This window comes from uncultured Anaerococcus sp. (assembly GCF_963510575.1).
Taxonomy (GTDB): Bacteria; Bacillota; Clostridia; order Tissierellales; family Peptoniphilaceae; genus Anaerococcus.
Window position 1 is genome coordinate 1 of record NZ_CAUPFR010000004.1, and the last position, 21,218, is coordinate 21,218.

Below are 21,218 nucleotides of genomic sequence, written 5' to 3' on the forward strand. Positions count from 1 at the left end.
ACCGATTGACACCATTACTGCCAAGGGATATAGGTGGACATTGGAATCTCTAGAAACCTTGTAAAAATATTTGACAAAAAGCGATTTCATTCATATAATATAAGTAGAAATTGAATAGATATAGCAATGCAAAAGACATTGCTTCTTCAGGGAAAGGTGCAATTCCTTAACCGGCAGTTATAGTCTGCGAGTCCTAGGACCGATTTGGTGAGATTCCAAAACCGACAGTATAGTCTGGAAGAAGATATTATAGCTTTTTTCATGCCCTGATTTCGGGCATTTTTTATTGCCCTAGGGAGGTATTATGAACAAAACAAAATCTATTTCATTGAACAACGTAGTTAAAATCGGTATTTTATCAGCACTTGCCTTTATTTTGATGTTTTTCCAAGTGCCAATTCCTATAGCCCCACCTTTTATGAGGGTAGACCTTGCTGACGTACCAGCCTTGGTTGGTGGTTTTGCCATGGGACCTTGGGCAGGAGTTTTGATCCAATTAGTAAAAAATATCTTAAATTTAACTAAAACTCAAACCGTTGGTGTCGGCGAATTGTCAAACTTTATTGTTGGTGCAAGCTTTGTATTTATTGCAGCTTCTATCTATAAAAACAAAAAGACTAGAAAAACTGCAATCTTTGCCCTATTCTGTGGAGTAATTGCAATGACAGCTATAGCTACACTTTCAAATGCTTTCGTAGTTTTCCCTGCTTATGGTAAGGCTATGGGCATCGACCTAAACGCTTTTGCAGGCCAAGTTCCAGGCAATCCTTTAGTTAAATCCTATGTAGGTCTTATGCTATTTTCTATAGTGCCATTTAACATTGTAAAGGGTACAGCAGCAGCCTTTGTAACTGACCTAATCTACAAGAGGGTCTCACCAATTTTAAAACTAAGATAAGTAATCTCACATTATTATCCAATAAAATATTCTGTTTGACAAAAAGCACCTGAGCCTGGGTGCTTTTTGTATTTACCTATAATGGACGCCTAGGAATTAAAAAAGTGGTATAATATTAAGAATGAAAGGCTTTTTATGGTAATAAATAACTTAAACGACTTAGAAAAATTTGCATATAAGTTGGCTCCCCTTTTAAAAGAGGGTGATGTCATAAATCTCATAGGAGATATGGGTGCGGGTAAAACTACCCTAGTTAACGCCATAGCCAGGTTTTTTGAGATTTACGACTCATCTTCCCCAACTTTTGCCATTGTAAATATCTATGAGGGAGATGTGACCATCTACCACTTGGACTTATATAGGTTTGATAGTCCTGATGACCTCTTGGATATTGATTTTGAGACTTATTTCTATCCACAAGGGGCGATCACCTTCTTAGAATGGGCAGAAAATGGCGAGGGATATTTACCAGAGGGGATGGTAAATATAAAGATTGACAAAATTAGTCCGGAAACCAGGGATATACAAATCCTAAATGATACAGAAAGGGCGAGGGAGATTAATGAATTACTTGGCAATTGACACATCAACCATGGTTTCGACTGTGACTGTGGCTGATGATAAGGAAATTATAGGCGATTTTAATGTAAATCAGTCAAAGACTCATTCCGAAAGTTTGGTGCCAATGATAGAAAACCTCCTAAATCTTTTGGGGATGACTGTGGCAGACATTGATAAATTTGTTATCGCAGATGGACCTGGTTCCTTTACGGGCCTTAGGATTGGCATGACTGTTGCCAAAACCCTTGCCCAGGTTGAAAAAAAGGACCTCCTTACCATCTCAACCCTAAAGGCTATGGCAGCAGGGTCTACTTCTGAAAAGGCGAAACTTGCCCTCATAGATGCCAGAGCAACTAGGGTCTATGCTGGTTTGTATGATACAAATTTAAGAGAACTTATACCGGAAAATCTTTACGAAATTGATGAGCTTGCAAAGCTTGTAAATGAAAGGGGCATAGAAATCGAAATGATTGGCCTTTTGAATGACAAATATTTTGACAAGTTTGAAAGAGCTGTAAAGGCTCCGATAAATCTCAATAACTGCATAGGAAAAAGTTTGATTAGGCTGGCCCAAGAAGAAGGCATAGAGGCCAAACCTCTTTACGAAATCAGTCCGAACTATCTTAGAAAAAGCCAAGCGGAAAGGGAGTTTAAAAAGTGATTAGAGAAATGACCCTAGAAGATGCTGATAGGGTGTACCAAATCGAAAATGAATCGTTTTTCGAACCATGGTCTAAAAAAAGCCTCCTAAAAGAATTTGAAGATAATTCCTTCCTCAAACACTTTGTCTACGAAAAAGACGGGGAAGTTGTGGGCTTTTATATAATATCTTGTATATCAGACTTGGTTGAAATTTTCACCATTGCTGTGGATAAGGACCACAGGGGAGAAGGGATTGGATCAGCTCTTTTAGAGCATTTGATAGCTTTTGCTAGGGCAAAATCTGCCAGCGAAATTTGGCTAGAAGCATCAACCAGAAATACAGCTGCAGTTAATCTCTACCAAAAATATGGTTTTAATATCCAATCCACAAGGAAAAACTACTATCAAAAGACAGGCGAAGACGCCTACAACATGATAAGGACCCTTTTATGAAAGACTTTTACACCCTTGCAATAGAGACATCTTGCGATGACTCCTCTGTTGCAATTTTAAAAAATGAACGAGAAATTTTGACAAATTTAATATCCAGCCAAATTGACATCCACGCCCTATTTGGGGGAGTTGTGCCGGAAATCGCCTCTAGAAAACACCTAGAAGCCATAAATCCTTTAATTGACAAGGCTTTAGAAGAGGCAAATATTTCCTACAAGGACTTAGATTTGATTACTGTAACCAAGGGGCCAGGTCTCATTGGTTCACTTTTGGTGGGCATTTCTGCCGCCAAGGCTCTAGCCCTAGCCACTGGCCTTCCCCTAGTCGGAGCCAACCATATGAAGGGCCACATTTGTGCAAACTACCTTTCAAATAAGGACCTCAAACCACCCTTTGTTTGCCTAGTAGTATCTGGGGGCCACACATATTTATGCAAGGTCAAGGACTATAACGACATAGAAGTTGTGGGCTCAACCAGGGATGATGCCGCAGGTGAATCCTTCGATAAGGTCGCCAGAAAAATTGGTCTTGGCTATCCAGGCGGGCCAAAAATCGATAAACTCGCCAAGGAAGGAAATCCTGAAGCTATTGATTTTCCAAGGGTAATGCTCGAAAAAGGCTCCTATGATTTTTCTTTTTCAGGCCTTAAAACTGCAGTTTTAAATTACGCCCATAACCAAGAACAAAAGGGCTGTGAGATAAACAAGGCAGACCTAGCCGCATCTTTTCAGGATGCAGTGGTGGACGTCCTTGTAGAAAAATCCCTCAGGCTCCTTGAAGAAACCGGCTACAAACAATTTGCCATATCTGGTGGAGTTGCAGCCAATTCAAGGCTTAGGGCAAGGATGGAAGCAGAATTAGGAAAGCGAGACATCAAGTTTTATTACCCAGATATCATCCTTTGCACAGACAATGCAGCCATGATTGCCATGGCAGGCTACCTTGATTACAAGGATGGTGTTCGTGATAACACCTTTATGAAAGTTTATCCAAATTTGGATTTATGATATGAGAAGAAGGAAAAATACAGACTTAAAAAAATATTATAAAATCAACATCGCCTCGTCAATGATTTGGATATTGGTGGGGGCGGGTATTGTTGGCTTTGGCTTTTATTATAAGGAAATATTAGAGAAAATTTTTGGAGCTTTTGCCATCTTGATTGGGATTATTTCAATACCTTCCAAGAGAAAACCAAGGCTTATCAAAAGTTACGAAGACAGGAGAATCTTTGTCTTGGCTGGACTTTTGGTAATTTATTCCTTGGTAAATCCTCTAGGAAATATAGCCATAATTTTTGACCTCTTCAAGAGAGATTTTGCCCTAAGGAGAAATTTCGATGAGAAAGCTTAGGAAAATAGCCGTCGGACTTTTGATTCTAGGACTGATGATTATCCAAACTTCTTGCGTCAAAAGAAGAATGGCCTACCTTGAAAGACAAAAACTTGCCAAAGAAAATACAGGCAAGAATATGGCTGCCCACACAGGGGTTTTTTACCCGGATAACATCACAGAATTTTCTATGGAAGAATATCTTAAATGGTACAAGGACCTTAAGGCACCTCCACACTTGCAATTAGCCAGCTACGAAAATCCTAAAAAGCTAAGCAAATCAGAAATGATTGGAGATTTTGAATACTTATTCAAAGAATTAAAGGAATCCTACCCATTTTTCGAAGTCCTAAAGAGAAAATATGAGATAGACTTCTTAAAAAATCACGATACCTATTTGAAAAAAGTCAGAGCTTGCAAGACAGAAGCTGATTTTATCAAGACTTTGAACGAAGTAATGGCAGACTTGCATAACTACCACGCCAAAATCGCTGACTCTGCCTATGTAGATACGACTTTGAAATATTATTCGCAAAATTGGAACCAACCATCCATTTATTATGAATTTTTAAACCTAAACAGGCAGGTAGTGAGAAATAGGTACGGACTTGACGGAGTCCAATCCCAAAGCGGGGCAGGCCTTATAAAAAGAAAACAAAGCAAAACAGGCGATAGTAAAGCCAACATCAGCCTAGAAAGCCAGGGAGATATGGCCATCCTAAAAATTTCCCAGATGGGAGATATGAACCATATTGACCAGGACGAAAAAGTTTTAGATGAATTTTTGAAAAATAAACACATGTACAAGGCCCTAGTTATCGACATTAGAGACAATGTTGGCGGCAACATGGAATATTGGCAGAACTTCCTTTTGCCAAAATTAACCAAAAATCCAAAGCAAGTTGTAAATCATATGTTTTTCAAAGACTCGCCAAAAATAAGGTTGCTCTTACAGGATAATACTCTCAACATGGAAAACCTCTCAAATGTTGACATCACAGGCATAAGACTCGACCATCCCGAAGACTTAAAAGATTTCGCTTACTATATCAAGGACACAATATCCATAAACCCTGACGAAACAAAAAGAGACAATGGTTACGAAGGGCCAATATTTCTCTTGGTAGATGAAGGCGTATTTTCAGCCGCAGAAGGCTTTGCATCCTTCATCAAAAACACAGAATTCGCCACCATAGTCGGCAGCCAAACCGGAGGCGATGGCATAACCCTCGGAGTGATAAACTCCGTCCTCCCAAACTCAGGCCTAGTTTTTACCTACACCAACACCCTAGGCTACGACCCAACAGGCCAAATCAACGAAGAAAACCCAACCAAACCTGACATAGAAACCACATCCTACAGACAATCTATCGAAACAATAGAAAAAATGATAGAAAACTAAAAGCTCCAGCAATGGGGTTTTTTTGGTTGGGAAAATTTCTACTTGCTTGTATACGCAAAACAGCTCTTTACTAAAATGTAATTCTGAGCGAAGCGAGGAATTCCACAACTAAAAGACCAGGATATCCGAAGAAATCCAATAAGCAGTTATTAAGTATTTCTAAATAAGTGAACTATTAAGTAATTCTAAATAGTTGAACAATTAGGAAATTCCTAATAGTTGCCACTTTCATTTAATTAGAGTCAATAAATATATCTTATAAAAACATTCCCGCTTTTATGTTATAATTATCTTAAGTAAAGCTGAGGTAAGAAAAATGAACGAAGATCAAAACATAAAAGAAAAATAGGGAAATTCAACAGAGCAAAAGGAAAATGAACAAATATCTGAAAGCCTTGAAGAAATTATGAAGAAATTAGCAATAATTATGCGCATCCGTGGTCCTCGTATGACCGTCACCCAGAAGGCAAAGTTTGTAAAGCAACCTCGGGGAGGGCACATAAAAAGAATTGACTTTGATGAAATTTCACTTGGCGCAGGAGAAGAAGAATTAAATGAATATGAAAATGTTCACGCCAGTCTAATGGGAATGTCAGTTGACTACCTAACAAGATTTATCCTAACAGGCGACAAAGATGAAGCATTCAAAATAAGCATCCTAGGGTCAAAAACAATCAACAAAATTAGGACAGCCAACAAACTATTAAAAGGGATAAGTGGTCTAGATGATGAATCCATAGCAAATGCTATAAAATTAACAGGTTTTGATGTACTATACAGGGCTGGGAAAATGGGCTATGTACCAGTAAAGCAAATAAAACCAGACAAAAATACTATAGAAAACACCAGGATAATGGTCCAAAGAACTATAAAATTTTTTGAAAAATATGGACCAGTAATCAAAGAAGGATTCACCTTCGAAGGATCCTACACCAAGGTCATAGCAACGGGCGACGCAGACTACCTCACAGCCGACACCCTTCGGGACCTAAAAGTACTCAAAAATCACTTCACCAAAAACCACACCCTCCAACTATTTATATATTGGAGAATGGGCCTAAGAAGCGATTACCAAACCTTCAAAAAAATAAAAAAACTCGGCATCTACAACCCAAGAAAAAATAAAGTCTTCACCTACGACCTAGCAAAACTATCCAATGAAACAATAAGGATAGTAGACGAAGAAGTAATAGGTTATACAAAACCTGTGGTTATATATTAATAACTATTTAAAAATTAAGCTCTCCTTCAAGGTGGGCTTTTTTGTAGGCAAAAGCCCGTCAAGGCCAACGGCGAAATCGCCGTCATCCCGGCAGAAAAATTTGAATACTTTCGACGAGGAATCCCATAAATCCAGGCCCAGGATGGTCGAAAAAACCAACAAGCATTTATTAAGTATTACTTAATAAATGAACTATTAAGTAATTCTTAATAGTTGGTTAAGTAAAAGATAATAATCCTAAACTTCACTCGCCCAAAGCTAGAATAAAGAAAAAAGAGGACCGCAAAAGTCCTCTTTCATATTTTTGATTAGTCCTTAAACTCTGGATATAAGTTAACTAAATCTTCTTCAAATTTATCATTTTGAATACTATCTAGAGAGTCAAGGAGCTTCAAATTATGTTTTTCAATTTCTATATCATCAGCAAAACCCAAGACAAAGTTCTTTGCTATCCTGTAGATTATTTCTGTTGGAGCAAGGCCGTAGACTTGTTTTCCAAATATATGATTTAGCCTATCCTTATCATCAGGGAAAGCTTCTTTGATTTTCTCGCTTCTGTATAGTCTTTTGACGATTTCTGCTACATATAGCCCTGACTTCATGTAAGGGTCTATAAAGGTGAAATCTTTGTTATCAAAACAACCAGGATTTTCCTTTTCAAGTAGGTCTAACATTTGGTTTACAACCTTCCTTGGGGTAAAGATTTGGTTGGTTTTTTGGGCTGGAATATAGTCGAAAATATCCCTTTTGACTTCAGGGTCGAAATAATTGGCAAGTTTTACTTTTTTGCCCAAAAATTCCTTAACAGAGTCATCAAAGACACGTTCGTTGAAAAGATGGCCTTCATAGTGTTTCATTTCGCCAGTTTCTTCGTCCATATAATCATAACCGTCTCTTAGCATCTTAAACTCATCTATACTTATAGATGTAACTTCAAGGAAAACATCATTAGGTATAATCTTATCAAAATTATCTAGCCTTGTTTCATCGTCACCATAGGCCATAAGGAAAGATGGAATAGTTCTAGAAAAGCCTCTGAGTTTATCTCTCATTTTATCCTCTTCGGTCTTCTTTTCTCTTTCTTTCTTGTCGGTTTCTATGGTTGCTATAGCAATACTTTTAGAATCTTCGATGATATTGTATTTAGCAAGAGATTCTTGGACTTTTTTGCTAAATTCGTCGTACTTTTCTTTGCTTAAATCGTCGTATTTTTTCTCGATTTCACTTGATTCTTTTGATGATTTAGAATTGGCAAGGTCTTCTTTCTTGCTATGCTCTATTTTCTTTTTTTCTATATCATAGCCTTCATATTCTTTTCTTACAATAGAATCAATTTTATCTTCAATATTTTTTTGTATCTTCTTTTCTGTAGACCTAGTCATATCTTCTTTGTAAACTTCCTTGGTAGCATTCACAATAATACTACTTATTGGTTTACTATAAGTATCGATAAAATCTTCAAGTTCTGTCTTTTGAGGAATCTTTTTGATTATAAGATCTGACTCAGCCTGGTTAATGCCTTCTTCAATTTCTTTATATATTTTTTCGCCAAATACGTCTTGGGCTTTACCTATGATTTTCTCTTCTGGAATATCTACTTGGCCATTTTCATCAAGATCTAATTCGTCAGCTGAATTGTCATCAACATCAATAGGTCTTTTCTTGCCTTCCTTGTATGAATTTAACTTATTTAGGGTATCTCTGATTGCTTGCGGAGCCCTAAAGATATTGGAAATATTTGCAAAAAGGAAGTTTGACATAAAGCCACGGTTTACAACTTCTACAGCTTTAATCTTTCTTGGAATAGAAAGGACTTTTTCGGCGTCAAGCTCAATCATAACCCCATTTTCATCCTCACCATAAACAGGGAAGAAGTTAAGTAATTCTCTGACATGCTTTTTCCTAGTCTCATCATCTCCACCACCACCGCTAGTAGTAGGGGAAAGGTCGTTGGCAAATTGCTCAAAAATATCTAGGGTCCTTGCTGGATCAAAGTCGAAAACATAAGCGTTTTTCTTCCTAAAATGTTTACCACCATTAGAAAATAAGCAAGGATTTTGTGCCCTAAAGGCTGCCTGCATATAAAGAGAAGGTGATTTCATATTAGCAAGCATAAGGACTGCAGTCCATTCAGGCACAGTTATACCTGTAGTAAGCTGACCAACAGATAGGGTAATGGTCTTATCGTAATCTTTTATAGCTTCTCTTACACGGTCCAAAGACTCTTCTGTAATCACCTCATCATCTATCTTGCCATCACCTGCGGCAAGGACAATCTTATATTCTCTAAAAACTGGATTTAATTCAAGCTTTCTCTTAAGAGCCTTGGCAGAATCAACCCTGTTTAAAATCCAAAAAGAGTGTTTTATTTCATCTCTTAGCTCTGGTGTAGAAAATGGAAACTTAGTTCTCTTTTCATCAGTCAAGGCATCTAGGAACTTGTCAACATCTTCGTTATAGACAAAGGCGCCTCTCTCATCTGTTGAGAAAAACTCATTAAGGTCAAAGGCGTATTCTACATTTTCACCATCAAGATCTATCCCATCGTCAAGCTCATCTCTGATAATATCAGAGATTTGATAGGTAAAGAGATTAAGTTTAGGTAAGGTTTTATAAGGATTTTCTTCTAAATCTTCACCTACAAAGTCCCTTTTTGCTCTTTGTTCATCAGCATAGGTCCAATTATAAATTGCATCGTCTTCAAATTTGAAATTGGCAAGGGCCTTAAAAGGTGTTCCGGAAAGATGGAGGGTATTAGCCCTTGTAATTTGGTTAAAGGCTTGGTCGGTCTTGTAGGTATCCACTCCTTCATGTGCTTCGTCAATTATTAGTATATCCCAATTAGTCTTGGCGACTTCCTCAAGTTTTACCTTGTCTCCACCAAAGTGGATTGACCCCTTAAGGTCCTGAAGACTTACAAATTCTATATAACCCTTGGTCTTATCAAGGTCTACCTTGTCCATATATTCTTCCCTAGTCAAGACAAATTTCTTATCCTTAAGGGCATCCACACGGCTAATAAAGAAATAGCCACTAGCTGGACCTATGAATTTAACAAAATCATCATACCAAGAATTGGCAATGGCAGGCCTATTTGTAACAATCAAGATTTTTTCAAAACCCATCTTCATGCAAAGATCATAACAAGCCAGGGTCTTGCCAAAACGAGGTTTGGCATTCCATAGAAATTCGCCATTGTCATGGGATTTGAAATAATTTATTGTCATAGAAACAGCATCTTCTTGTTCATTTCTTAGCTTATAAGGAGCTGGCTTAAGATTTGTTTCTATAAGACCTCTATTTTCCTTAAATTCATCAAATTTATTCTTGGCAAGTAGGGGATCAATCTTAAACCACTCAAGGCCTGGCTCCCTTTCGATATTATTATTTTCAAGGTATTTGTGAAAATCAGAATCCCTAAAGGTATCGTTTGAGCCTTCGTAGACGGCATTTTTCTCCCATTCGATTTTGTATCTAATGCCAGCAGTGCCCACTTGCTCTCTTACTCTAGTTTCTACATCTCTTTCAGTAAAACCAATCTTTGTCCATCCCTCGTGGTAAGTCACACCAGGTGTAGTGTAGGCATAACAGATAGGGATAATTTCCTTGGTAGTAGAAATTTTTACTTCAGTCATTATTCCATCTCCTGTACTTTTTCTTCGATAAAGTCAATCTCCTCAGGACTCAATCCATATTTCTTGTATAATTGCTGGTCAATCTCAGCAATAGACTTAGTCCAGTCAATGTCGGAATTTTCTGTGAAATCTTGGAGTGGGACGTATTTCCATTTACTAGGGGTTATATCTTGAGTTACTTTTAATATAGATAATAAAGTCCTACTGAATTTAGTTTTGATATATTTTTCAAGGTTTTCAACCTCTTTTTCATTGTTAAAGCTACAAATAGATAAAAAAGATTGGGTGTGTCCCTCATTAGGATTAGCTATTATCATATCAGGAAAAGATTCGCCAAACTTTCCAGAACCAACAGCTTTTGGGATTAACAATCTATAAGAACAAAAGTCATCAGGTTTGCTAATATATTTAGAGTTTACATACATGCTAACTCTTTTCTGATTGAATAAGCCATATATCTTTATAGGATTATTAATATCCTCATTATTAGAAAAGAAAATAATATCATTTAAATTTTCGAAAACGTTAGTTCTTAAATCAAAGGATTTGCTTATCAGTTGGTCATAATTACGATAATCTTCTTTAATTTCATCTGTAAATTTATATGGCACACCTTTTGATATGAAATCAGATAATGGAATTTCTTTTTTACTAGTAACTTTATTTAAAATATCATCTATAATATTTGAACCTGTAAAAATTCCTATTTTCCCATAATCTTTGTTTTTATCCCTAATAGTTATCGCTACACCGCCCTTTATCTCATTCATTGGGAAAAATACTCTTGGATTTTCTTCATATTTTAAGACCTTAAAGTGTCTATCATTTAACATTTCTCTATTCCAATTTTTTGGAGTTTGACCTGCATTAAATAAAAATCTTGACGGATGAATTAATATTGTTGTATTCCCAATTTCATAGGAACCTTGCATAAATAAATGATAAAGAGGTTTCCTTCTTCCATTATTTTCTGTTTCTTCATCAAAAGGCGGATTCCCCACCACAAAATCAAATTTTTTCATATATTCTCCTTCATTGATACAAAGGTCTGGGACTTGTTAGTCTTCCAATCAAAAATCCTACAGGCCACAGGTTGGCTTTCCTCTACTTCACTTACTTCTAAAAAACTCATCTGATCAGGCTCACCTGCAGGAGCTCCAAAGGGCACAGTATCGGTTAGTCCATCCATCTGCCAGAGATTCCAAGAAATGATATTGGCTAGCTTTTCAAGGATTTTCTTATCAACATCTTCATCCCATCGCCTTTCATAATAGTCCACAAAGGTCAAAAGGACATTTATCCTAGCTATCAAAAGACTATCGCCCTGGTATTCGTAGCCATAAGAGGCCTGGACGGCACGGATTGCCCATTCTATCCAATCTTCCTTGTTGGTTGTATTTTCATTTACTATCCTAAGCTTCCTATCAAGGATTCCTATCCTATTAATAGTGTGTCTGATGAGGTCGCTTGTCGCCACATCATACCTAGAAACAAGATAAGGCCCTTCTCCGCAGGCTATCTCAAGCCTTGGAGATTCGACATAGTCCTGCCAGGTTTTGCCTTCAGGAAAGTAAATCTTTTCTCTAACAGGCTCCCAAGTCTGTCCATTTTGGACATTGAAGACATCCTCTCTCCCAAACCAAACTTGGTCACAATAATTATTCATAAAATTGACCACCCAGCTGGGAGTGTAGACTTCAGCCTTCTTTCTAGTACGCTCAAGCTGGGTCTCAGCCGACTTGCTAGTCCTAGGCTCAAGGGCAAAGCCATGAGCAAAAACAGCCTCAGAAATCTGGGCCCTATCATCAAAACTATCCCCAAAATGCTTATAGGTATTAGTCGCCCATATAATATTTTTTTTAGTAGCCTTATCCTTAAGCAAACGCTTAAGAGCAATCCTTAGAGGATAAGAAGAAAAATCAATCAACGGTTGTTCCATAATAACCTCAAATCTATTCGCAAATATTATTTTTATAATATTCTCACTTAATAATTATTATATCATTTAATTCATTGAAGTTAAATAGCCAAATCTTTAACCATCTTTGAACAATATGGACAGTTAACGTATAATTAAAGTATAATAAAGTTTTTGGTTTTGGGTTATGGATTTGTAATATAATTTGGATTTGTATGAAGGAGATTCAACTGTATGATGGAGTTTAGACAAGATAATTATTTCGAAGTATATGGTAGATTTATGTTCCCTGAATTTGGAATAGAAGATTCAACTCCTGGGAAAATAGTATATAAAAGAGATGGCAGATTAAATTCATTAACATTAGAAATTTATGGAAGTTTAGAAACTGATGATTTTGATAGAAGTTATATAGATGGAAGATTTAGGCTTCATAATATTATAGGATATACTAATGAGGGTATGGCTGTTTTAATAGAAGGAGCAATACTTTCTAATGGAAACATCACAGATCCGAAGTTTTCTTATATTGAGTATAAATTTAGAAATTGTTTATTTTTAAAACTGAAGATTGAAAATTTCGAGCCTATAGCAAAAAAACTATCTAATAATGGAATATATAACATGGAAGTAACTAGTTGTCAATATAGTTTTTCAGGTATAGATAATCGGATAGACGAATCTAAAGTATTTTGTACTTATGATGAAAATAATTACACCTTTGGAGTCGATTTTGATAATGTAAAAGAGGATTTTTATTTAGTTGATAATGAAAACTTGAAATTCTCTAGTGGTATGGAAATAAGTAGTGGTGAGAATACTTTTAATGAGGAATTTTATTGGAGCTTAGAATCTATTGATGAGTCTTGTTTTGATATCAAATCAATTCTTGACAATGTGGATATATTTAAGGAGCTTTTAGAAATATTACTCAGTGTTCCTATTGATTACTCATACTTAAAATTTAGAATACCCATAGAAGAAATGGAAAATAAATTATTAACTGGATATCTTGTAAGAAATAGGATATGGGTAGACGAATATAAGAAATTTAGTACTGACATCAAATATGGTAAAATCAAAGGTAATTTTGAAGAGATACTATGTAACTGGTTTGAGAATATTAATAAATTAACTGTAATTGTTCAAAATTACATTATTAATAAAAATGCACTTCAATACAATCAGTCTATTTTACTAAATTCAATAAAAAGCTTAGAAATGTATCACAGGAATTTTATTCAGGAGAGAGAAAAAGAGAGACTTAAACTATACATTAATAAAAATTCTGAGATAGACTTTAAAATTAGATTAATAGACTTATTTGATAATTTGAATGATGAAATTAAACATAAACTAATAAAAAATGAGAAGGACTCTGAAAATGTAACTATTGAAGAATTTGCAAAAAAGTTAGTTAAAACAAGAAATTATTACACTCATGGTGATCCTAAAAAACTGAATAAATATGTAATAAGGGATTCTATAGAAATAATAGAAACAACTCTTTTATTAAATCAACTCATAAAATATTGTATTTGCAAAGAATTGTTTGATTTAGATGATGAAATTATTGAAATTATCACTAAGGGTATGAATGGGGTAATTAAGTAAAAAGTGATTAATACGTTAATTACTATTATTAGGAGATTAAATGGAATATAAAGAATTTGAAGGTTTAATAAAACATTCAGAAGTTAGGATTATAATTGATACTAATATACTATTAGATTTAGTACGTTATCCAATATATATTAGCAAGAATATATTGGAGATTTTTAATAGATGTATTGATCTACTTTGGATGCCCAACCAAGTATTTTGTGAATATGAGACAAATAAGAATAAAGTGTTTGGAGATTATAAAAAGAAATATCAAAATTTTCAGAATGATTTATTAAACTGTGCTGGTAAATTTGAGAAAGATATAAAAAAAATATTAGATAGTGGAAATAGATATAATTACCATAAATTAGAAGATTTGGAAACTAATATTAGTCAAAGTTTAGAACTATTAAGAGATAATATTATTAATTATAAAGAAAACATTGGTACTGAATTTTCTTTAACTCAGGAAAAAAATCCAGGAATAATTCAAGAAATTGAAAGTTTAGTACAAAAATTAAAAGACAATGACCAAATTGGGAAAAAATTTAAAATCCAGGAGGAAATTAATTTAATCAAAGAAGGAGAGATCAGATATAAATATAAAATTTCTCCTGGATATAAAGATAGTGAAAAGGCTGATATAAGTAAATTTGGTGATTTATTTATATGGAAAGAAATAATAGAATTTTCTAAAAATCAACCACATAAAACTATTTTATTTATAACGAACGATTTAAAAGAAGACTGGCGGCAATTAGATAAAAATAATAATATAGTAAAAATAAATTCTTCATTAGAACGAGAATTTATTGAAAATTGCAAAGATTCTAATATAGAGTTTTTTAGTCTAGATGGATTTTATAAGCTTGCAAGTCAATTATATAATTTGAACAATTATCAAGTATATATAAATTTAAATAGAGATGATAATAATTATATTAAAAGAGTTGTAGATAGAATTACTGAAACTTTGGGAGATTGCTTATTTAATAGTCCAGATATATATTTGCAGTACAAAGACGAGTTAAAAAGTAGAGATAACATAGTAGTAAACAGAAATTCTTATGAAATTCTGGATGTTTATTCAAATTCTTTAAAAGATACCATGGAATATAATTACAATATTAAATTAAATGTAAAAATTGATATATACTCTGACGAGCCATTTATTTGTGATAGTAATAGAGATTCAATTGTAAAATCTTATAAGATATCCCAAAAATATGTTGGGTATATAGAGGTGCTAATCCAAAGAACAATAAATAAGGATGAATTAAATTCAGATAAAAACTTCTTAAGCAAAGACAATGGTTTTACAAATTTTAAAATATTGCAATTAAATTTAAAACAGAATAATAAGACTAATGTATTTTTCTTTGATATAGATAGACTGGAAATTGAATACGTATAGGGTCTGGAAATAATTTTGTGTATCAGCCCAAATCCTGACATAAGGGTAAGGGTTGATATATTTTTTATGTATCAATGTTTGTCCATTCCTAAGGGATAGACCTTTACTCAATTTTACACAACTTTATTAAACTGTCAAATTTTAAGGTCATTTTTATTTTACTTTTTTATTCATTACCCATTATAAGAGTTTGGGTTGCTTCCAGTGAAAAATTTGTTTTTTACCTTATGTGCTGGGGATTTTTTTATAATTATCACAACCCCTCATTGCACTAACATAATAACCTATGCTAAAATATATAGATAATAAGAAAATATTTGTGTGTGGATGTTATCCTTGTTTTTGGGGGATAGGGTATTACAATTTTATTTTTTCAAGGAGTTTTTATGAAGAAGCTTTTGTGGATTTTGGCTTTGGCTTTGTGCCTTTCTGCTTGTGGCAATGGGGCTGATAAGGTTGATGATGGGGCTAAGGAGGCTGGTCAGGAAGTGTTAGAAAATTCTAAGGATGGTGGGAAGGCTTCTGATGGAGATAAAAAGGAGGCGGAGGCTGAAAAAGTTTCAGATCAAGCTTCTTTGGCTGAGGATGATTTTTTCTTTTCTAATTATGACCTTGTTACTGTCAAGGATGGAGAGATTCTTAATGTCATTAAGGATGTGAAGAAGCTTTGCGATGATACTTATATCTATCCTGTTCCTTTGACTGAGGATGTTTTCCTCTTTGGTACTAATGGTGAAAATGCTAGAACTCTTATGAAGATTAAGGGCAAGAATTTTGAGGAAATTTACAAGATTGAGGACCAAGAATTTACACCATATGCTATGATTGGCGATAAGGTTTATGGGTTTTTTAGGGGTGATAATGACCTTAGCAAATTTGGTTATATTTCTGCCTATGGTGATATAGACTTAAAAACTGGGAATACCAATATTTTCAAGGCCCTTAAAATGAAGGATTCTAATGGATTTTTGCAGGGTATTGGTTTTACTGACAAGGAGATTCGCTATATTAAACATAATATGTCTGGTGATTATTCGGAAAAATTGTATAGGCTTGATTTATCTAAGGGTTACAATCAAGAGTCTGAGGAAATCGGAGATGTGGAAGGTTTTACCTGGCTTCAGTCAGTGAAATATGACAAGGATGGCAATGATTTTTATGATATTCTTGATGTAGACTATGACGATGAGGGCAAATGTTATATCAAGGGTATTGAGTGTCCGGGAGAAGGTACTCAGCTCATTTCGGCTGGGCCAAATATTATTTTACAGAATTTCATCGACCCTGATAAGGATCCTTATTTGTTTAAGATGGATATACTTAATTTCGTAACTGGAGACTTTATTGCCAAAGACCTAGAAGCCTATGGTTATAGGGTTCTTAAGGGTAAGCTTTATTATCTGGATAAGGATAAGAAAGTCCAAGTTTTGGATGGTTTCAAATAAGACTTTTGAATAAATTTTTAAAGGCCTGCAAGTTAATGATAAGACTTGCGGGCGTTTTTTTGCTTTTGCCTTTCTTGTTGGCTTGGGTTAGATTAGCTTACTTTGGTTTTTGCCAATATAAGCCTATTTTAAATTGTATATTGATTTGGTTTTTATTTTCAAAGGCCATTTTGGAAAATTTTTGGATGATTTTTGCTAAGAAAAAAGGACCCTGGTGGATCCTTTTTATTATAATTTTCCCTTATAAGGGTTTGCTTTGTCTCCGAATAGTAGTTTTTGGAAACAGTTGTTTTCTGGGTCTTCTTTCTTTAATTCTGGTTTGGCATTCCAATATTCTCGGTTGGTTTCTTCTTCCATGAAGATTACTTCTCCCGGATAATTTAGGGCTTTCACAGGATTTTTGGCTATTGTGTACATATTTATTACCCCATTTGTTACATTTTTATCATAGCCAAGTTCGTGGGATACGCCTGCTTTCTCAAGGTTGTGTAGGTTTGCACCTGGTAGGTAGACAGTGTATTCTTGGCCTTTCATGGACTCGTCAAAATATATGGATGGGTAGTACACGTCATTAGTTTTACTGCCTTCGATATTGCCCTTTGTTGGGGTTTGGTATTTTATTTCTTCGAGAGTGAGAGCATAGGATTTGTCGTCTAATTTCCTTGGCTTACCAAAGCGGCCGGTGTATAGACAGGCTACTTTTTCGGGTCCCCCAGAGTAGGTGCATCCATCAAATGTTCCGTCCTTGTAGAAGTAGATAAAATCGCTTCTGTCGGTGATGTAGGCGACAAATTCCTTGTCTTTTAGCATGGAGAATATTTCTGAGTCTGTGTTTTCTTTATCTTTTGAGAGTTTTTCTTCGTCGGTTTTTTCTTTCTCCTTATCTTTTTCAGCTTCTTTTTTATCTTTGTCTTCTTCTTTATCTTTGCCTTCTTCTTTTTCTTGGCTTTGGGCCTCTTGTACTGGTTTATTTTCAGCTTCTTTATTTTGGTCCTTATCAGCCTTACAAGCTGTGAAAACCAAGCATAGGGCAAGGATTCCTAGGATTTTTTTAATCATATGTCCTCCTTATTATTTTTTTATCATTATACTTGAGAGTTTTATCGTGGGCAATAGGAAACTCTTGAATTTTGCCAAGCAAAAAGGACCCTGGCGGATCCTTTTGATTTTATTTTTCTTTCTTTTTCTTATTTAGTATTACAAAGGCTATTATTGCAAGAACTAGGACTATTCCTAGGAAGCCTACTCCTCTCACGCCGGTTTTTACTTGGCTGGCTGGGGCTGTTGATGTGGTTGGGGCATCTTCTGGTTTTTTTTCTTCTTCGGTGCTGGATTTGTTTTCCCCTTGGGAGATGGTTACTGTTTCTGGTGGGGGGCTTGATGGGTTTTGTGGTGTGCTTGCGGCTGGGGCACTTGCCTTGTTTGAATTTTCACCATCTTTGACTTCTGTGCTGGTTAGTTCAGCTGATTTTTTTTCCTCATCTGGTTTTTTTTCTTCATCTGTTTTTTCTTGGAAGGTTCTGATGAAGTTTGTGTCGTCTAGGGGTAGGGAGTATTCTCCGTTGGCTTTTATTTCTTCATCTGAGATAGTATCGTTGTTGTCTGTGTTGATATTATCTAGGAAGGTCCTTTGTTTTTCACTTAGGGCCTGATAGGCTTCTTTGATGCCAGGTCTCTCTGATTTGTAGAAGGCGGAATTTTCATTTAGGGTGCCGTCTACTTCTTGGCTACTGGTTAGGAAGGCTGTTTGTTCTACGTTTGTAGATTTGAGGTCTAGGATTGGTTGGATTTTTTTATCTAGGTCCTTTGACAACTTTTCTATTAGATCAGAAGTTTTATTTTTGTCTTCTTCTGTTATTTCCACTTTCCCTTTGACTTTTTCGTCTATTTCTAGGATATAGTCGTAAATTTCTTGGAGGAGTGGGTTGGATTCTTTCTTTTCTTCTTCACTAGCTTTGGTGAAGCTTGTGGAGTTGACTCTTGCCTCGTAGAAGAGGTAGAGGTTTTTGATGTCTTTTTTGTCGATTTTATCGAGGAAAAAGAGCTTGCCATAGAGGATGTAATTTTTTACATCTTTGCTTATCTCATCTAGGTTGATATCTTGGTTAACTTTTTCTTTGGATGCCTGGATTTTTCCGTCTAGGTCTTTTGTGGCCTTTTCGAGCTCTTCCTTGGTGGCTGCCTTTTTGTTTAGGATGTCTATGTAGGCTTTCTTGTCTATTTCCTCTAGGTCTTTGGCTATGAGGATTTTTTCGTATAGGTCAAGACGGGCCTTGAATTCTTCTTGGTAGGCTGGGTCTTTTTCGTATTCTTCTTCTTTTGTTTGGTCCTTATTTGTGTCTTCCTTTGTTTTGGCTTCATTTTTGCCGCCTGTTAGGATTTCAAAAAATGATGGCCCTGATGGGTTTTCATCTGCAAAAGCCTTACTTCCAAAGCCAAAGATTAGGCAAAGGGAAAGACCGGTCGCAAAAGTTTTTTTAAATTTATTCATAAATCTTCCTTTAATTTTCAATTGCTCATACTGTATTCATTATATTTATTTTTCCCATAAAATCAATATAAAATCTTTCTTTATCCGATTTTCTTTAAAGTTAAAACCTGTTGTTTTTAAAAAAATACATTTTAAACCATAAGGGGGATAGGTGGTTAAAAGTAGTGAAGTCCTTAAGATTGACAAGGTCAAGACCTATAATTATAATAAAATTATTAAAAGATAAGGAGGCCCTATGAAAAAAATTTTATTAATTTTATTGGTAATTACAGGCATATTTGCCGGTTGTACTCAAAATAAAGTGGCAAATGAACCTAAGGAAAAAAATGTAAATGAACATAGCGAAAAAAATGAAAATGACCCTAGCGAAAATATCGCAAAGGAAACTGCAAGCCTATCTAATATGGCGAATGAATCTAGCTTTTCTTTTGTGGCCAAGGCTTTGGATAATAGTCTGGGAGCTGATAATGATATGGCAAAGGCGAATGTTGATAAGTTTATGGCTATGGTTTCAGACTACAACAAAAGTGTTGGCGAGTCTAATCTCATCGGGGATTTTAAGGAGGGTTTGAATCCTACTTATGATACGGGAAAATTGATTGATACTAGAAAAAATGCCAAGAAAAATTTCCCTGACACAAATTGTAGGATAAATGCCTATTTGCTGGCTGTTGCTAATTTGAAAGTCCAAAGGGCAGGCAATCCTGATGATGAAATGCTTTTTATGGATCTTGAAAAAATAAAAGAAGGCAAGATTTTTGATGGTCAGGTTGAGGAAACCTTTAAGAAGTTTTTCTCAAGGGTTAAGGCAAAAAATTCCAAAAATCCAGAAGACCAAGCCAAGGTCATGGAACATTATTTTTCGGGTTGGGCCTTTCCAAAAGACGCTGACCTGGTATCGGTAGTAATTAACGACAATTTAGATGGCAACTACCTTTTTATTGGCCACATAGGAGTCTTAGTTAAAATCGAAGGTGGATATCTTTTTGTAGAAAAAATCTCTTTCGAAGAGCCTTACCAGGCTATAAAATTCCCAAACAGACAGGCTTGCTATGACTATTTAAAAGACAAGTTTAAGGATTTTACAGACCCAGACACCTGTCCACCTTTTGTGATGGATAATGGAGAATACGTTGGTTAAGAGGATGAAAATGGTAATAAAAACTGGAATAATACCTGAAAAAGAACAAATAATTAGCCTTTACGATGATGCTGGCTGGACCGCCTACACTGACGAGCCAGATTTATTGATGGAAGCTATAAAAAATTCCCTAAAGGTTTGGACCTTGTGGGATGGGGAAAAATTAATAGGACTTGCAAGGACTGTAGGCGATGGGGCCACAATTTGCTACCTCCAGGACATTTTGCTTCTAAAAGCCTACCAGGGCCAGGGACTTGGTAGTGATTTGTTAAAAGAAATTATGAAGGAAAATAAGCAAATTCGCCAATTTATCCTCTTAACTGAGGATTCAGAAAAAACCAAGAATTTTTATAAAAAAGCTGGGTTGAGTGAGGTAGGAGATTTCTCTTGCCTGGCTTTTATGTGGTGAGAGATGATATTTAACAATTCATAAAGTTTATGAATGGCAATAAAAAAGAGAGCTTTTGTGGGCTCTCTTTTAGTTTTTTAGCCTTGTAATCCGTCGGCTTGCCTTTGCATGTTTTCTACTACTATGTCGTGGATGTCGCCTAGGCTTGCGGCGTATTCTAGGACTTCCCATGGTTTGTTGGAGTGGAAGTGGATTTTGATTAAATCTTCATCTCCAACTGCAAGGAGGCTGTCGCCTTCTAGGTTGTCTGAAATGTAGTCGAAGATTTCGTCTTCGTCTAGGTCTTTGTCTGTTCTTGCTATTAGCATTTGGCAATCGAATTTGAATTCGATTTTTTCGCCTGGTTTAAATTCGTGCATAATTAAGTCTCCTTCTTTATCCAAGATAAATTATTTATTTTTGTAACACAGCTAATTGAATTTATTAAGTTTAACACTTCGTAATGTTGTTATATAATAAATTATTTAAATAGACTATGTTTCTTCGTTCAAAGGGGGAGCCCCAAGGGACCTTCCGGATGGTCCCTCATCGGGCTCCCCCTTAAACCCCCTCTCCGTTACACCCCGCAACCGGCCCCTTAGCGGGGAGCGGGAGCAGTTGCTTGCCTTTGGCAAGCTTTTTATTGATACAGTTTTCTTAATTTTGGGTGA

Annotated in this window: 19 protein-coding genes and 1 riboswitch; of the genes, 13 read left to right on the forward strand and 6 right to left on the reverse strand. The window is 35.4% G+C overall.

All coding sequences use genetic code 11. The annotated features are described in order from the left end of the window. The first annotated feature begins 138 nt into the window (after window positions 1–138). Window positions 139–250, forward strand: a riboswitch (FMN riboswitch). A 54-nt stretch (window positions 251–304) separates the two neighbouring features. The 8 genes from RQ907_RS00710 to RQ907_RS00745 all read left to right on the forward strand — a co-directional run bounded on the left by RQ907_RS00710 (window position 305) and on the right by RQ907_RS00745 (window position 6,510). Then, on the forward strand, window positions 305–898 hold the full coding sequence (locus tag RQ907_RS00710; protein ID WP_311491488.1) for an ECF transporter S component: 594 nt from the start codon (window positions 305–307) through the stop codon (window positions 896–898). 135 nt (window positions 899–1,033) lie between these two features. After that, a complete protein-coding gene (tsaE, locus tag RQ907_RS00715; protein WP_311491489.1) occupies window positions 1,034–1,480 on the forward strand; it encodes a tRNA (adenosine(37)-N6)-threonylcarbamoyltransferase complex ATPase subunit type 1 TsaE in 447 nt (148 codons plus the stop codon). Next, complete coding sequence (gene tsaB / locus RQ907_RS00720) at window positions 1,461–2,120, forward strand: tRNA (adenosine(37)-N6)-threonylcarbamoyltransferase complex dimerization subunit type 1 TsaB (protein ID WP_311491490.1); 660 nt, start codon at window positions 1,461–1,463, stop codon at window positions 2,118–2,120. The genes tsaE and tsaB overlap by 20 nt, the downstream gene beginning before the upstream one ends. Then, on the forward strand, window positions 2,117–2,554 hold the full coding sequence (gene rimI, locus RQ907_RS00725) for a ribosomal protein S18-alanine N-acetyltransferase (RefSeq protein WP_311491491.1): 438 nt from the start codon (window positions 2,117–2,119) through the stop codon (window positions 2,552–2,554). Before tsaB ends, rimI begins: the two co-directional genes overlap by 4 nt. Continuing rightward, on the forward strand, window positions 2,551–3,561 hold the full coding sequence (gene tsaD, locus RQ907_RS00730; protein ID WP_311491492.1) for a tRNA (adenosine(37)-N6)-threonylcarbamoyltransferase complex transferase subunit TsaD: 1,011 nt from the start codon (window positions 2,551–2,553) through the stop codon (window positions 3,559–3,561). The genes rimI and tsaD overlap by 4 nt, the downstream gene beginning before the upstream one ends. Before the next feature lies 1 nt (window position 3,562). Continuing rightward, window positions 3,563–3,907, forward strand: a complete 345-nt coding sequence (locus RQ907_RS00735; protein WP_311491493.1) for a hypothetical protein — start codon at window positions 3,563–3,565, stop codon at window positions 3,905–3,907. Next, window positions 3,894–5,288: a S41 family peptidase gene (locus RQ907_RS00740; RefSeq protein ID WP_311491494.1), complete on the forward strand. Its 1,395-nt coding sequence runs from the start codon at window positions 3,894–3,896 to the stop codon at window positions 5,286–5,288. Before RQ907_RS00735 ends, RQ907_RS00740 begins: the two co-directional genes overlap by 14 nt. Before the next feature lie 406 nt (window positions 5,289–5,694). Beyond that, on the forward strand, window positions 5,695–6,510 hold the full coding sequence (locus RQ907_RS00745) for a hypothetical protein (protein ID WP_311491495.1): 816 nt from the start codon (window positions 5,695–5,697) through the stop codon (window positions 6,508–6,510). A 308-nt stretch (window positions 6,511–6,818) separates the two neighbouring features. On the opposite strand, the gene RQ907_RS00750 is transcribed toward RQ907_RS00745, so the two are convergent. From RQ907_RS00750 to RQ907_RS00760, 3 genes are read right to left on the reverse strand one after another with little or no spacing between them, the layout of a single operon-like run. After that, a complete protein-coding gene (locus RQ907_RS00750) occupies window positions 6,819–10,145 on the reverse strand; it encodes a DEAD/DEAH box helicase family protein (protein ID WP_311491496.1) in 3,327 nt (1,108 codons plus the stop codon). Next, entirely contained in the window at window positions 10,145–11,167 is a 1,023-nt protein-coding gene (locus tag RQ907_RS00755) for an Eco57I restriction-modification methylase domain-containing protein (RefSeq protein ID WP_311491497.1), read from the reverse strand. Before RQ907_RS00755 ends, RQ907_RS00750 begins: the two co-directional genes overlap by 1 nt. Continuing rightward, window positions 11,164–12,084: a restriction endonuclease subunit M gene (locus RQ907_RS00760; protein WP_311491498.1), complete on the reverse strand. Its 921-nt coding sequence runs from the start codon at window positions 12,082–12,084 to the stop codon at window positions 11,164–11,166. Before RQ907_RS00760 ends, RQ907_RS00755 begins: the two co-directional genes overlap by 4 nt. 213 nt (window positions 12,085–12,297) lie before the next feature. Between RQ907_RS00760 and RQ907_RS00765 the strand changes: the two genes are divergently transcribed. From RQ907_RS00765 to RQ907_RS00775, 3 genes are all read left to right on the forward strand, one after another. After that, window positions 12,298–13,677, forward strand: a complete 1,380-nt coding sequence (locus RQ907_RS00765) for a HEPN domain-containing protein (protein WP_311491499.1) — start codon at window positions 12,298–12,300, stop codon at window positions 13,675–13,677. A 40-nt stretch (window positions 13,678–13,717) separates the two neighbouring features. Further along, a complete protein-coding gene (locus tag RQ907_RS00770; protein WP_311491500.1) occupies window positions 13,718–15,082 on the forward strand; it encodes a PIN-like domain-containing protein in 1,365 nt (454 codons plus the stop codon). Window positions 15,083–15,468: 386 nt separating this feature from the next. Then, window positions 15,469–16,527: a hypothetical protein gene (locus RQ907_RS00775; protein ID WP_311491501.1), complete on the forward strand. Its 1,059-nt coding sequence runs from the start codon at window positions 15,469–15,471 to the stop codon at window positions 16,525–16,527. Between the two features lie 228 nt (window positions 16,528–16,755). On the opposite strand, the gene RQ907_RS00780 is transcribed toward RQ907_RS00775, so the two are convergent. Together RQ907_RS00780 and RQ907_RS00785 are read right to left on the reverse strand one after the other, a co-directional pair. Continuing rightward, complete coding sequence (locus RQ907_RS00780) at window positions 16,756–17,586, reverse strand: hypothetical protein (protein WP_311491502.1); 831 nt, start codon at window positions 17,584–17,586, stop codon at window positions 16,756–16,758. Window positions 17,587–17,695: 109 nt separating this feature from the next. After that, complete coding sequence (locus tag RQ907_RS00785; RefSeq protein ID WP_311491503.1) at window positions 17,696–19,018, reverse strand: hypothetical protein; 1,323 nt, start codon at window positions 19,016–19,018, stop codon at window positions 17,696–17,698. Between the two features lie 235 nt (window positions 19,019–19,253). Here RQ907_RS00785 and RQ907_RS00790 point away from each other — a divergent pair, with 235 nt between their 5' ends. Beyond that, a complete protein-coding gene (locus RQ907_RS00790) occupies window positions 19,254–20,159 on the forward strand; it encodes a DUF4300 family protein (protein ID WP_311491504.1) in 906 nt (301 codons plus the stop codon). A 4-nt stretch (window positions 20,160–20,163) separates the two neighbouring features. Further along, window positions 20,164–20,568, forward strand: a complete 405-nt coding sequence (locus RQ907_RS00795; RefSeq protein WP_311491505.1) for a GNAT family N-acetyltransferase — start codon at window positions 20,164–20,166, stop codon at window positions 20,566–20,568. Between the two features lie 77 nt (window positions 20,569–20,645). Here the strand turns inward: RQ907_RS00795 and RQ907_RS00800 are convergent, their stop codons facing one another. Further along, complete coding sequence (locus RQ907_RS00800) at window positions 20,646–20,927, reverse strand: kinase to dihydroxyacetone kinase (RefSeq protein ID WP_106461058.1); 282 nt, start codon at window positions 20,925–20,927, stop codon at window positions 20,646–20,648. Between the last annotated feature and the right edge of the window lie 291 nt (window positions 20,928–21,218).